We start from the raw sequence: 14,019 nt of genomic DNA, 5'->3' as shown, positions 1-14,019 counted from the left end.
CCCAGCCTGAAAAGCGGCGCGATGCGCCGCTTTTTTTTGGCCTCAGAACAGAACGCCGTATCTCAATGCATCGTAGATGCCCGCGTGGATATTGCGGCTCGCCACCGCGTCGCCGATCCGAAACAGGTCGAACGTCCCCTCGGGATTGCGCACGGCAATCGGGTTTTCGCGACGGATGAGAGCCTTGTAGTCGATTGCGCCAAGGTTGCGGGACAGTGGCTTGAGCTCGAGATAGAGTTCGGCCATCGGCACCGTGCCATGCTCGACCACTACCTGCGCCACCCGACGCTCGATCGAAGCGGTCTCCGAAAAATCCGAACACAAGGTCGCAACCAGCGAATTGCCGTCGCGTCTTACCGATTTCAGCCGCGTGTTGATCGTTACCCGCACATTCTTCTCGGCGAAGATCTTCGCATAGGGAACATGGTTCATGCCGCCGATCTCGGGCGCGAACATGCGCTCTGGCGAAACGATTTCGAGTTCGATGCCCGCTCTGGCTATCAGTTCGGCAGCGGTCATGCCGCTGTGCGCGCCGTTGTCGTCAAAGAGCAGAACCGGTCCCTCGGGTTTTACAGCACCCGCGATGATGTCCCAGCTCGAAACGACGAGTTCGTCGCCTGTCTCAAGCGCGGGATTCTGGGCGATGCCGCCGGTGGCAACGACGACGAGATCCGGTTCCCGGGCCAGCACGTCCTCTACGCCTGCAAAGACATTGTAATGGATCGGAACGCCGAGCCGTTCGAGTTCGGAAAGCCGCCAGTCGACAATGCCGATCATTTCCTTGCGGCGCGGGTTGCGTGCCGCCAGCAGGATCTGGCCGCCGGCTTCGCTGGTTGCCTCCAGAAGCTCGACCGAGTGACCACGCTCGGCGAGCACGCGCGCCGCCTCGAGGCCGGCGGGTCCTGCCCCGACGACAACCGCACGCCGGCGGGGGCCATCGCTTTTCGAGATGACGTGCGGCACGATCGCCTCGCGTCCGGTGGCCGCATTGTGGATACAGAGCGCGCCTCCGCCTTCATAGATGCGGTCGAGACAGTATGTCGCGCCGACGCAGGGACGGATCTCGGCCTCGCGCCCCTCTTCGATCTTCCTGACGATATAGGGATCGGCGATATGGGCGCGCGTCATGCCGACCATATCGAGCTTGCCCTCGGCGATCGCATGCCGCGCCGTCGCCACATCTGCGATGCGTGCAGCATGGAAGACCGGAAACTTCGTCGCTGCCCGAACCTCTCCGGCAAAATCGAGATGCGGCGAGGCAGCCATGCCCTGGATCGGGATCACCTTGGTGAGCGGGGCGTCGTGCTCGAGATGGCCGCGAATGATGTTCAGGAAGTCGATCTTGCCGGAACCGGCGAGTCGCCTCGCGATCTCCACACCTTCTTCCTTTGACAGGCCCTTGTCCCAGTCTTCGTCCGCGACCATGCGCGTGCCGACGATGAAATCCGGACCAACCGCCTGGCGCACGGCGTCAACCACCAGATTCATGAAGCGCAGGCGATTGTCGAGCGAGCCGCCATATTCGTCGTCACGATGATTGGTGGCTGGCGACCAGAAGCTGTCGATCAGATGGCCGTAGGCCTCGATTTCGATACCGTCGAGACCGGCGGCCTGCATGCGGCTGGCGGCCGCTGCATAGTCGCTCACGATCCGCTCGATGTCCCACTCCTCGATTTCCTTCGGAAAGGACCGGTGCGCCGGTTCACGGACGGGAGAAGCGCTCAACACCGGCAGCCAGTCGCCCTTGTTCCAGCTTGTGCGGCGGCCGAGATGGGTCAACTGGATCATCACGGCGGTGCCGTGCTCGTGACAGTCGTCGGCGATCTTCTTGAGCCATGGCACGATTTCATCGGCATAGGCATGGAGATTTCCGAAAGCCGGCGGAGAGTCCTCGGAAACGATCGCCGAGCCGGCCGTCATCGTCAGCGCTATTCCGCCCTTGGCCTTTTCCAGATGGTAGAGCCGATAGCGGTCCTTCGGCATACCGTCTTCCGAATAGGCCGGCTCATGGGCCGTCGACATGATCCGGTTCTTGAGTGTCAAATGCCTTAGACGATATGGCTGGAGCAGCGGGTCCTTCGACAGGGTCATTCAACAGTCCTTGAGGCTTCCACGCCGGTCAGTACCAGGCGTCGGGCATGCTGTTTTTTCGTCTGGCGACATAGTCCACCAGAGCCTCGTCGATTGCTAGATCCAGAGGCGGCGCTTCATATTCGGCAAGCGTCTTCTTCCAGCTTCGGTTGGCCCGTTCCGCCATGTCCGTCTCGCCCTGCTCCACCCACTTCTCGAACGGTTCGTTGTCCGAAAGCGCGCTGTCCCAGAAAGCGGTCTGATAATTGCGCATCGTGTGGTCGCAGCCGAGAAAATGGCTGCCCGGTCCGACCTCCAGAAAGGCGTCCATGGCGAGCGCATTGTCATCGACGACAACGCCGGCGAGGTAGGAATGGAGCGCGCCGCAGAAATCTGTATCCATCACGAACTTCTCGTATGACATGGCGAGCAGGCCATCGACGAAGCCGGCCGAATGCAGGATGAAATTCGCGCCGCAGTGCACCGCCGATAGCATCGACATGACGCCCTCCTGCATCGCCTGCGCATCCGGCCGCTTCGAATTCGAGAAGTTGCCGGCGCAACGCAGCGGCAAGCCCAGCCGACGGGCAAGCTGACCGACGACCATGCTGCCGATCGCCGGTTCCGGCGTGCCGAAAGTGGGCGAGCCGGAGCGAAGCGACATTGACGACAGGAAGTTGCCGAAGATCACCGGCGCCCCTTTTCGTTCGAGCTGCGTCAGCGCACAGCCGGCGAGCGTTTCGGCATAGGACTGGGCGATGGCGCCGGCATTGGTCACAGGCCCCATGGCCCCGCCCAGGATGAAGGGCACGATGACCGCCGCCTGATTGGCGCGCGCATAGGCGCGCAACGATTTCGTCATCGTTCCGTCCCAGACGAGCGGCGAATTGACGTTGACATTGCCGAGGATGACGCAATTCTTGTCGACGAAATCGGTGCCGAAGAGAATGCGCGCCATATCGATCGAATCCTCGGCGCGCTCCTCGGCCGTGATCGAGCCCATGAAGGCACGGTCGGAATACTTGATGTGGCTGTAGACCATATCGAGATGGCGCTTGTTGACCGGCACGTCGACCGGCTCGCAGATCGTTCCGCCGGAATGGTGCAGCCACGGGCTCGACTGGGCGAGCTTGATCAGATTGCGGAAATCCTCGATCGTGCCGTAGCGCCGGCCCTTGTCCAGGTCCATGACGAAGGGGGAACCATAGGCCGGCGAAAAGACGACGTTGCGGCCGCCGATCTCGACGCTGCGGGCGGGATTGCGCGCATGCTGGGTGAACTGCGACGGTGCGGAACGGACGATCTCCTTCAGCATGCCGGGCTCGAAGGTCACGCGGACGCCATCGACTTTCGCGCCGGCGCGCTTCCAATGGTCGATTACCGCAGGATCGTCGCGAAACTCGATGCCGACTTCGGCGAGGATGCGATCCGCGGTCTGCTCGACGCGCTGCAGGCTTTCCTCGCCGAGAATATCGTAGTTCGGTATGTTGCGGACGATGTAGGGAACGCCGAGATTGCTGCCCCCTTCCCGTCGCTGTGCTCTCGTGCCTCGTGTTCTGCGAGGCGCCTCAACCGCTGCTCCCGACGTCGATTCCATTGCATCCTCCCATCATTTGCAGTGATGCTAGTGACGATCAAGATCGTTGTAACGGTGGAAAAATTCGACGCATGCTATAAGCTGCGTTTATGGAAAACCTGCGCCGCCTCCTTCCCTCCGCCGCCAGCCTCATCGTTTTCGAGGCGGCCGGCCGCCATCAGAATTTTACCCGCGCCGCCAACGAGCTCGGGATGACGCAAGCTGCGGTATCCTACGCCATCCGGGGTCTAGAGGACCAACTTGGCGTGCCGCTGTTTCACCGTGTGCACCGGGCGGTCGAACTGACGGAGGCCGGCGAGAAATTCCATGCGGACGTCTCGGTCGGCCTGTCGCGGATCCAGAAATCAGCCGAAGATATTCGCTCGAAGGGCCGCGAGACGAATGTTACCCTTGCGGCTTCCACCGCTTTCGCCTCGATGTGGATGCTTCCACGGCTGAACCGGCTGCGCGAAGACTTGCCGGAAATCGATCTTCGCATCCAGACCAGCGTGCGCGATCTCGACCTCGACGAAGAGCCGATCCCCCTGGGCATCCGCGGCGGTGATCCCAGTCACTGGCCACGCTATCATGCCGCACTACTGGCCGAGGAAGTGGTCAATGCCGTCGCGACGCCCGCCTATATCGAGGCGCACGGCCTGCCGGAGACGCCGGCCCACCTGTTGCGACACAATCTCATTCATCTCGAGGAACCCGTCCGGCGCGCCTGCGACTGGACAGAGTGGTTCGCGAGTGCGGGCCTTTCCTACCCAGCCCAGGGACGACGGCTGGCGATCAACGACTACGTGCTCGTGATCCAGGCGGTGCTTGCCGGAGAAGGAATCGCACTCGGCTGGGAACACTTGATCGAGCGGCAGGTCCGCTCCGCTACGCTTGTGCCGGTCGGCGGGCACGTCTTGAAGACCGGGCACGCATTCTACGTCGTCTGGCCGCGATCGCGCGAACTCAACAGCCAGGCGCGTCGCATCAGGGATTGGCTATTGGACGAGGGGTTGCGTGATCGGTCCGAGGCGGAAGTGGCCGAAGCCGATCGTCAGCGGGAGGCCGCGACCTCGCGATAGCGATCCGAAAGATAACGCATCGTCGCAACGGCGTCCGCCGGCTTTCCGTAGAAATAGCCCTGCCCCATGCCGCAGCCAAGCGCTTTCAACTTCAGCGCTTCAGCGAAATCCTCGATGCCTTCGGCGACGACCTCGAGCTCCAGTCCCTCGCACATCGAAACGATGGCCTTGATGATATGCTCCGATGCGCGATCGGCTGAGATGCGGGAAACGAAGGCGCGGTCGATCTTCACCTTGTCGAAGGAAAAATCGCGCAAGCGGCCGAGGCTCGATTGCCCTGTGCCGAAATCGTCGAGCGACACGCGCACGCCGGCCGCCCGCAAGTCGGAAACGATCCTCTGCGCCACATCGGCGTCCGCCATTACTGCCGTCTCGGTAATCTCGAGTTCCAGGCGACGAGGGTCGAGCCCGACCTGGTGGATGATCGACAGCAGGCGCGAGCTGGTCGCCGGATCCATCAGCTGCGCCGAAGACAGGTTGAAGGAAAGGAAGAGTTCCTTCGGCCAGGAAAGGGCGGCCTGCGCCGCCTTGCGCAGCAACGTTTCCGCCAGCGACTCGATGAAGCCGCGCTCTTCGGCAAGCGGCACGAAGACCGAGGGCGAGACGTAGCCGAGGTCCGCGTCGCACCATCTCGCCAGTGCTTCGAAGCCGACCACCGTATCGCTGCGAAGGTCGACGATGGGCTGGAAATGTACGTCGACCTGGTCGGCGATGATCGCGTTGCGCAACGCCTGTTCAATCTGCGTCGCGCGTTTCATTTCCTGGGCGATCTCCTGCGAATAGACGGTGATCTGGCCCCGCCCGCGCCGCTTCGACCGATAAAGCGCGGTGTCGGCGCTCTTCAGCAGGTCTTCAAAGCTGCTGCCTGCGAAAGGGTAGACCGCAAAACCGAAGGACGCAGAGAGCCGGACGTTGCGGTCGCCAAGATCGAAGGGAGCCGACAGCACCTCTTTCAGGACCCGGCCCAGTTTTTCCGCGCCCTTGCGCTCGAAGATCAGCGGCAGCACGAAGGCGAACTCGTCGTCGGCGGTGCGCGTCACGGTCGCACCTTCCGGAACGCAGGCTTTCAGACGGTGCGCGACCTGGCGGAGGATCTGATCGCCGGCTTCCGGCCCGAACAGGTCGTTGATCGGCTTGAAGCCATCGAGATTGGCAAGGCCGATGGTAAACGGCGCCGGGTCGCTCGCACGTTCCGCGGCAAGTTCGCAGACCTTCTGGCGCAGATGCCGGCCGTTACCCAGCCCTGTCAATTGATCCAGGAGGGGCACCGGGTGCGGCGCGTCAATGATCTCATGACTGGCGACCTGCCTCCACATCATGGCCGCAAGCTCCCGCTGCAGACTGGCGCAAGCGTTGCGAAACAGCCGTGGCGCCGCGGCTCTCGCCGGTGGAGACGGATCTCTCGCATCGGGGGAGGTAGGGGCTGGGCGGCTGGGCGAAGCGCATTCATTGCTGCGAGACTCTACACTTTCTGGCAGTTCGACGCAGACGATGACAATCGGGGGTTAACAATCCCATATCGGCGCACTATCAAATCTTTCGCCAGCCTCCCCAATTCTGGCGAATTGACAGGATTGAAGCTTTAGCCGGCGGCGCGCATGTTCCCGGCGGGCATGTATTTTCTGAGCACCGCCTCGATCATGTCCGGGCTGACCGGTTTCATGATGTGGTCATCCATCCCCGACGCTTCGCATTGCCTGAGGTCGATGTCCAGCGCCTGCGCGGTCACCGCGATGATCGGCGTCCGCCGCCCTGTCCCCTTTTCGGCGTCGCGAATGGCGACTGCGGCGTCAAAGCCGTTCATCACCGGCATCGATATGTCCATGAGAACCAATGCCGGCTGAAGTTCGTGCCAGAGTTCCACTGCCTCCCTGCCATTCGCGGCGATCCGGTGGGAGACCCCGAGCCCCTCCAGTATCTGGGCGAAGACGAACTGATTGATCTGGTTGTCCTCGGCGACCAGCACTTCGATCTCGGGCGCATGCGTCCCGGGCGCAACGTCGCCTTCGAAGGAGATCCCCCAGTCCGCCTGCGAAAGCGACGACCGCGGCTGCGGACGCTCGGCGCAAACGCGAAAGATCTCCGCAAGCAGGTTGCCTGCGTCGATGCCGTCGGAGATCTTGAGCACAGGGCTTGCATGCCAGCCCGCAAGGACACGCTCGACGTCCCGGAACGCGCCGTCGAGCACCAGGATATCGAGCTTTACCCCGGAACGCTCGGCGGCCAGCGCGAAAGCCTGGAGCTCGTTGCTGTTTCGCACGGCGCAGGCGTCGAGACCGGAACCGCGCAGACGCGCCACGAGCCGTTCCTCCGCGCCTCGGTCGCCCGTCGCAAGCAGCACGCGCAGTCCGCGCGCGGGCAGGGTCTCGATCATCGAACCCGCCTCGACCAGCTGCTGAACATTCAACGCGCGGAAGGGATCGTAGAAATTCTGCGCAGGCGCAAAGATGCTGTAGTCCAGAATCTGAAGGCCGCTGCTACCCGTGTTGTCGCCCGTACCGTGATACCAGGCCGCGATATCGGTAACGTCGTTCATGCAGGTCACGACAAAATGACGGCCGGGCATGCCGATGCGATATTTGCGTGTCACGACCCAGAGATCGCTGCCGTCGGCGCGAACGATATGTTCGGCCTCCGAGTGTGGCTTGCCGGTTTCGAGCACCGATCGGTCCGACTGTTCGAACCGCTCCGCCAGTTCAGCGTCGACGAGGTCCCACGCGGAGCGCCCGAGGATCGCCTCCTGGGAAAGCTCATGGATCGTGCAGAACGCCTTGTTGACGGCGATGTAGTTGAGGTTTCGATCTTTGACGCAGATTGGATTGGGCTGCGCGTCGAGGATTTCTTCCGTCAATTCCACGCGTTCGAGGTCGGTCTGAAGCTGTTCGTCGCGCTTCTTCTGTTCGGAAACATCGGTGACGGACAATATGCCGATACCGCTCGACAGTCGGCGCTTGCGCAATGAGACCCAGCGCGTCCGACCGGCCCGCTCGACACTCTCGTAGCGCTCGCGCCAATGAAGCGCCATGTGCTCGGCGATCCAGTCTTCCCTGTTCGCTCGCCTGCGGCTGTTCTCAGGCAACGTCCCAGGACGCACACCGGTATCGTAGACTGCGCCGAGAAAGTCGCGGAGGCGAGTGCCGGGCGTCAACAGGCGGGCTGGTACCGGGAAGAATTGCAGGATCGAGGGGCTGGCGAACAGGATCGTATCGTCTCGACCGCAGACAAGCAAAGCGAGGCCAAGCGCATCGCAGCTCGACTCGAGAATGATCCTGTTGATGTCTGCGCCGCCCGACGCCACATCGCTCATTGCGCTGTCCTCATTTCGCCGTCTGCATGATGCAGCAATCTAAAGTTTCACAGCGGCCCTTGCGCGTCTGAAAAGACCCGCGGCACCGGCGCGGCGGTTTCATTCCGGGACATGCTGGCTGGCCTCCGAAGGCGTCTCTTCGGGCGGAATGCGGGGCGGCGTCCAGCAACGCCGCCGGCTCCAAAGACAAAACCCGTGCTCATTCAGGTTGTTGTGGAAAATCGCAGCAGAACGTTAAAGGGGAATTAAGTCACGGTCTCATTTTTCCGGAGGCTTATCGCCCCATGACCGCCCTTACCGCGGCGGACCAATCGCAAACACCCCTTTCCCTCGCGCGCCGAATCCGGGAAAATGAGTCATGGTCATCAAGCAACTTTCAGAAACGCTCATCAACCAGATTGCCGCCGGTGAGGTCATCGAGCGGCCTGCCAGCGCTGCCAAGGAATTGATCGAGAATGCGCTCGACGCGGGTGCGACCAGGATCGAGATCGCGACCGCCGGCGGCGGCAAGACGCTGCTCAGGGTAACCGACAACGGCGGCGGCATGTCGCTCGCCGATCTCGCCCTGGCGGTTCAGCGCCATTGCACCTCCAAGGTCAGCGATAGCCTCACGGATATCCGGACCCTCGGCTTTCGCGGCGAGGCCCTGCCCTCGATCGGATCGGTCGCGCGCCTGTCGATCACGACGCGAACGGCCGGCGCCAATGAGGGCGCGGCGATTGCAATCGCAGGCGGCAAGACCGAAGCCGTGCGCCCGTCACCGGCCAATGTCGGCACCGTCGTCGAGGTGCGCGATCTTTTCTTCGCGACCCCCGCGCGGCTCAAATTCATGAAATCGGAAAAGGCCGAGGCTGCCGCGATTTCCGAGGTCGTCCGCCGCATGGCGATCGCCTTCCCGAAGGTGCGCTTCGTGCTTTCCGGCTCCGATCGCACGACGCTCGAGTTCCCCGCCACCGGCGAGGACCGGCTGGCGCGGATGGCGCAGGTGCTCGGCAAGGATTTCCGCGACAATGCGATCGAGATCGACGCCGAACGGGAGGATGCCCGGCTTACGGGCTTTGCCGGCGTGCCGACCTTCAATCGCGGCAACTCGCTTCAGCAATATGTCTTTGTTAATGGCCGACCGGTGCAGGACAAGCTCATCCTGTCTGCGATTCGTGCCGCCTATGCCGAAACCATCCCCCAAGGACGCTACCCGGTTGCCGTCCTGTCGATCGAACTCGATCCGGCGCTTGTCGATGTCAATGTCCATCCGGCGAAGTCGGACGTCCGGTTTCGCGATCCGGGCCTGATCCGAGGGCTGCTTATCGGCGCGATCCGCGAGGCGCTCGCGCGCGGTGGAGACCGCGCTGCGACGACCGGCGCAAATGGGATGATGCGTGCCTTCCGGCCGGAGATGCAGAGGCCAGCGCAACCGTGGACGCCTGCAGCTTCGCCCTACCGGCCGATGCATTTCAGCCAGACTGCGAACGGCTTCGCGGAGGCTCCACAGCGAGCCTTTGCGGAATTCTCGCAGCCGTCGGCGCGCTCCACCGCTCTGGCCGAAGAAACAAGCGTTTCTGACGTAACCCCGCCATCCTTTCCGCTTGGCGCTGCGCGTGCGCAGCTTCATGAAAACTACATCGTCGCGCAGACGAATGATGGCCTTGTTATCGTCGATCAGCACGCCGCGCACGAACGCCTTGTCTTCGAGACGATGCGGACGGCGCTCCATTCCCGCCCGGTGCCCGCGCAGAGCCTGCTCATCCCGGAGATCGTCGACCTTCCCGAGGACGACTGCGATCGGCTGATGGCGCATGCGGAGGAATTCGCCCGTCTCGGTCTCGCGATCGAACGCTTCGGGCCGGGGGCGATCGCAGTACGCGAGACGCCGGCGATGCTGGGCGAAATGGATGCGGTCGGCCTGGTGCGGCAGCTTGCCGACGAGCTTGCGGAATGGGATACCGCCAACGGCCTTGCGGGGCGGCTCGAATATCTCGCTGCGACAATGGCCTGCCACGGCTCGGTTCGCTCAGGCCGCCGGATGCGGACGGAGGAGATGAACGCGCTGCTTCGCCAGATGGAAGCAACACCTGGCTCCGGCCAATGCAATCATGGCCGGCCAACCTACATCGAGCTGAAGCTTTCGGACATCGAACGTCTCTTCGGCCGCAGCTGACGAGCGGTCGTTCCGCCGAATTACTCTGGCGTCTTGCCGGCACTGGAGTTTTACTGGGCACTGCGATAGATCAAGAAGCGATCGAAGTGAGAAGGCAGACACAGGCAATGATGAATCGATTTGAAGGAAGTCCCTCGCGCGAGGCGAAAATCCGTTATCTCGACGGCGACTTCCAGATCGTGCTTGCCGGATCACACGTCGTCTGTGCCATGACGGGCAAAGCGATCCCCGTGGACGAATTGCGCTATTGGAGCGTTGTTCGGCAGGAGCCCTATGTCGATGCCGCTGCCTCCCTCGACGCGGAAAAACGCGCCGGTACGCTTCCCAATCAGCGACGCTGATTTATTGCATGTTCCCTTAAATCGGGATCGATTTAAGGACAAAAACATACCCCGTCACGAAGTGATTGCCTTGGCCTCCCGCAGCTTGCGCGCTCGCGCCGCGGCAAGCGTGCGATCGATGACTTTGCCAGGCACCGACGGGTCGTCGAAGCGCACGTCGATTTCGATCACCTTGCTCCTGGCCGCCAGTTCTCCTGCCCGGCCATGGCCAGGTTCGAGACGGACCATGTCCTTCGACGTGGTGACCAGCGTATAGCCCTGGCTCGCGGCGCGCTCGAGCAGGTCGGCAATTTCATCATCGGAGAAGTGGTGATGATCAGGAAAGCTCCGCGTCTCCTCGATCAACGCGCCCGTCTCGCGAACGGTCCGGAAAAACTTCTCCGGATCGGCGATACCGGCCCAGGCAAGAACCTTGACGCCTGCGAGCTGACCGCCGTCGATCCGGATCGTTTCCGCCGCGTAGACAGGCTTGCCCGCCCGTGCGGCCCGGCGGACCAGAGGGTCGGCCGCGGATCCGCTGCCGATCTTGAGGAGCGCGGTTGCGTGGCGAAGCTGGTCGCCGATTGGCGCGCGAACCGGCCCCGAGGGGACCAGGTGTCCATTGCCGATGCCTCGCCCGGAATCGACCACAAGCAGGGCGAAGTCGAATGCAAGTCGCGCGCTCTGGAAGCCGTCGTCCATGATGATGATGTCCGCGCCTTCGGCAGCGAGCTTGCGCGCGCCCTCGACACGACGGCGGCAGACGACGGTCAAGGCTTCGCGGGCGAGCAACAGCGGCTCATCGCCGACGTCGCGGGCACGGTGGTGATGCGGATCGACGACAGTTGTGACGTCCAGCGAGCCGCCATAACCGCGACTCAAGAAGCCCGGCTTCAACCCCTTCGCCTTGGCGGCGCGTGCAAGCGCGATGGCGGTCGGCGTCTTGCCGGCTCCTCCGACTGTAAAATTGCCGACACAGATGAGTGGCACCGGCGCCGAGGCGCGGCGGGCTCGGTCCATGCGCATTCCGGTGATGCGGCCATAAACCCAGGAAACCGGCCAAAGCGCATAGGCGCGCCAATCGGCCTTGGTCCACCAGAACGGTGGCGCTTCAGAAACCATGCTGCCTAATCTGCCTCCACGACCTGCCCTGCCCCCAAACCGGCCAGGAACGCGACCCCTACAGCGCCGCGCGTCCAAAAGACGCGCAAAGGTCGCTGTAGCACTTTGAATTGCTGCATTAGCCCCACGCAGCCGCGCTGGACTGAACGATGCGATGAACAAAGAACGTCAGAACGGGAAAAAAGGCAAGCCGGTCGGTGGCTACTGCATGTGTCCTTAAATCGTAGACGATTAAAGGATAAGAACATGCAGCAATTCAAAGTGCTACGGCGACCTTTGCGCGTCTGAAAAGACGCGGCGCCGTAGACCTACAGCACTGCCTCCAGTTCCGTGATGTCGGCCAGGCAATGGTCCGAGGCAGCGGCGAGAGACTGGCGCGAGCCTGTGCCGGTCAGCACGGCGACCGTCAGGCCGACGCCGGCGCTACGCCCCATATGCATGTCGTGATTGTTGTCGCCGACGACCGCCACCTGATGCGGCTGAAGCCCCGTCGCCGCGCAGAAACCCAACACCATGCCTGGCTCCGGCTTGACGCCATGGCCGCTATCGTAGCCGGCAACGTAGTGCAGGTAACCATCGAAGCCGAAGCGCCTGGCGGTTTCCCGGATCGACCGTTCGTTGTCGCTCGAGGCGACACCGAGGCGATAGCCTTTCGCGTGAAGGCCGGCAAAGAAGGCGCCGAGATCCGTCACCGGAACGGCATGGTCGGCGGACCGCGCAAAAAGGCCGTCGAAGAGCGTCGTCAATTCCTCGACCGTGAAGGGCGCGCCAGCGCCAACCATACCTGTGGCGATTTCCACCGTATTGCCGGCGGCAAGCAGGCTGTCGGGCGCAACATGCCCGCTGTCCGGGTCCATTCCACCCACCTGAAGCAGCACTCTCGCGAGTTCCTCGTCGCCCTTCGCTGCGATGCGCGCCAATTCGTAGTTCACCGGCACCCAGCTCTTCACGTAGTCGAGAAGCGTCCCGTCCTTGTCGAACAAGATGCCGATGATGGTCTTCGATGCAACCATGGTCCGATCCGCAATTGACGTTTCAGCCTTCGACACGCGGCTCCAGCCGCGCCTTCACCACCAGCGGGTTGATATAGGGCTCGAGCCCCTTGATCGTCGCCGTCAGCGCGCCGCGCATCTGTTGCACGCTTTCGAGACCGGCGTCGATCATCGAGCGACGCATGTCGTCGTTGCCGAGCAGGTAGTTGACGCCCTTGGCCAGCATCTCGACATCGCGCACGATCTTGGCGCTGCCGTTCTTGGCAAGCATCTGATAGGTTTCGCGGAAATTCTGGACATTGCCACCGGAAAGTACGGCGCAGCCGAGCATGGCCGGCTCCAGCGGATTCTGCCCGCCTTCAGCAAAGAGCGAGCGACCGACAAAGGCAACCTCGGTCAGGCGTAGATAGAGACCCATTTCACCGATCGTGTCGCCGAGGAAAATATCGACGTCCGGCGTCAGCGGATCATTGCGCGTCCGGCGCGCGACCTTCAGGCCCTTGGCGACCAGCGCTGCCTCGATCGCGTCGCATCGCTCGGGGTGGCGCGGGACGACGATCGTCAAGAGACCGGTCCGGTCTTTCAATGCGCGGTGAACGGTCGCCGCGGCATTCTCCTCGCCCTCGAAGGTGGAGATCGCCGCCCAGGTCTTGCGCGCGCCGATCTGCTGGCGATACTCCTTGAGCGCCTTCGGGTCATGCGGCGGGGCATCGGTATCGACCTTGAGATTGCCGGAAACCATGACCGGGAGCGCGCCGAGCGTGCGAAAGCGCTCCGCGTCCACGTCGGATTGCGCGATGACGAGCGCGAGGTTCTCGAAGAGCGCCTCGGCGAGCGAGGGCCGTTTTTTCCAGCGCGCGAAGGTCCGGTCCGAAAGGCGACCGTTCACCAGGACCTGCGGAATGTGCCGGCTGCCGAGCTCGACGATGGTCATCGGCCAGATTTCCGATTCCGCGATGATCGCCAGATCCGGCTCCCAATAGTCGAGAAAACGGCTCACTGCAGGCTTGAAGTCGAGTGGCACATATTGGTGAACGACGGCAGAACCCAGTCGCTCAACGGCTACCCGGGCCGACGTCGTCGTACCGGTGGTCAGCACCACGGCGATGCCGCGGCGGCGGATTTCCTTGATCAGCGGTGTGACGGCCGTCGTCTCTCCGACGCTGGCGGCATGAAACCAGACAAGCGGTCCTTGCGGGCGCGGTGCACTCGCATAGCCGTAGCGCTCGCGGCGGCGCGTCGGGTCCTCCTTGCCTTTCGCTGCGCGTATGGCGAGATAGGACCAGACCAAGGGATAGATCGCCGTCCCGATCCAGCGATAGCTGGAAAGCGCAAACCGTGCACGAAGGCTGCTCATGAAACCGCCCCGCCCACGTGCCAGCTCATACCGACATC

10 protein-coding genes are annotated in these 14,019 nt (G+C 62.8%); 3 read left to right on the top strand and 7 right to left on the bottom strand.

All coding sequences use genetic code 11. From position 1 onward, the window contains the following. Window positions 1-42 precede the first annotated feature (42 nt). Window positions 43-2,091, bottom strand: a complete 2,049-nt coding sequence (locus RB548_RS02775; protein ID WP_331373531.1) for an NADH:flavin oxidoreductase — start codon at window positions 2,089-2,091, stop codon at window positions 43-45. Window positions 2,092-2,119: 28 nt separating this feature from the next. Continuing rightward, window positions 2,120-3,667 carry a trimethylamine methyltransferase family protein gene (locus RB548_RS02770; RefSeq protein ID WP_331373530.1) on the bottom strand — a complete coding sequence of 516 codons (1,548 nt, stop codon included), beginning with the start codon at window positions 3,665-3,667 and terminating at the stop codon, window positions 2,120-2,122. A gap of 89 nt (window positions 3,668-3,756) precedes the next feature. Here RB548_RS02770 and RB548_RS02765 point away from each other — a divergent pair, with 89 nt between their 5' ends. Then, the gene (locus RB548_RS02765) at window positions 3,757-4,725 is read left to right on the top strand and encodes a LysR substrate-binding domain-containing protein (RefSeq protein WP_331373529.1); all 969 of its coding nucleotides are present in this window, start codon (window positions 3,757-3,759) and stop codon (window positions 4,723-4,725) included. Here RB548_RS02765 and RB548_RS02760 read toward each other — a convergent pair. Further along, the gene (locus RB548_RS02760) at window positions 4,698-6,041 is read right to left on the bottom strand and encodes a putative bifunctional diguanylate cyclase/phosphodiesterase (RefSeq protein WP_331375054.1); all 1,344 of its coding nucleotides are present in this window, start codon (window positions 6,039-6,041) and stop codon (window positions 4,698-4,700) included. The genes RB548_RS02765 and RB548_RS02760 overlap by 28 nt on opposite strands. A 266-nt stretch (window positions 6,042-6,307) precedes the next feature. Beyond that, window positions 6,308-8,032 carry a response regulator gene (locus RB548_RS02755; RefSeq protein ID WP_331373528.1) on the bottom strand — a complete coding sequence of 575 codons (1,725 nt, stop codon included), beginning with the start codon at window positions 8,030-8,032 and terminating at the stop codon, window positions 6,308-6,310. Between the two features lie 358 nt (window positions 8,033-8,390). On the opposite strand from RB548_RS02755, the gene mutL reads away from it, so the two are divergent. Both mutL and RB548_RS02745 read left to right on the top strand, forming a co-directional pair. Continuing rightward, window positions 8,391-10,190, top strand: a complete 1,800-nt coding sequence (gene mutL, locus RB548_RS02750; RefSeq protein ID WP_331373527.1) for a DNA mismatch repair endonuclease MutL — start codon at window positions 8,391-8,393, stop codon at window positions 10,188-10,190. 107 nt (window positions 10,191-10,297) lie between these two features. Then, on the top strand, window positions 10,298-10,531 hold the full coding sequence (locus RB548_RS02745; protein ID WP_331373526.1) for a DUF2093 domain-containing protein: 234 nt from the start codon (window positions 10,298-10,300) through the stop codon (window positions 10,529-10,531). Window positions 10,532-10,585: 54 nt separating this feature from the next. Here the strand turns inward: RB548_RS02745 and lpxK are convergent, their stop codons facing one another. From lpxK to waaA, 3 genes are all read right to left on the bottom strand, one after another. Beyond that, a complete protein-coding gene (lpxK, locus tag RB548_RS02740; protein ID WP_331373525.1) occupies window positions 10,586-11,632 on the bottom strand; it encodes a tetraacyldisaccharide 4'-kinase in 1,047 nt (348 codons plus the stop codon). Window positions 11,633-11,940: 308 nt separating this feature from the next. Beyond that, complete coding sequence (locus tag RB548_RS02735; RefSeq protein WP_331373524.1) at window positions 11,941-12,645, bottom strand: HAD family hydrolase; 705 nt, start codon at window positions 12,643-12,645, stop codon at window positions 11,941-11,943. Between the two features lie 22 nt (window positions 12,646-12,667). Then, complete coding sequence (waaA, locus tag RB548_RS02730; protein ID WP_331373523.1) at window positions 12,668-13,981, bottom strand: lipid IV(A) 3-deoxy-D-manno-octulosonic acid transferase; 1,314 nt, start codon at window positions 13,979-13,981, stop codon at window positions 12,668-12,670. Window positions 13,982-14,019: the final 38 nt, after the last annotated feature.

This window comes from Sinorhizobium chiapasense, from assembly GCF_036488675.1.
GTDB lineage: Bacteria > Pseudomonadota > Alphaproteobacteria > Rhizobiales > Rhizobiaceae > Sinorhizobium > Sinorhizobium chiapasense.
Note: the sequence above shows the minus strand (reverse complement) of the source record. Positions and strands in the feature narration are given on the sequence as shown.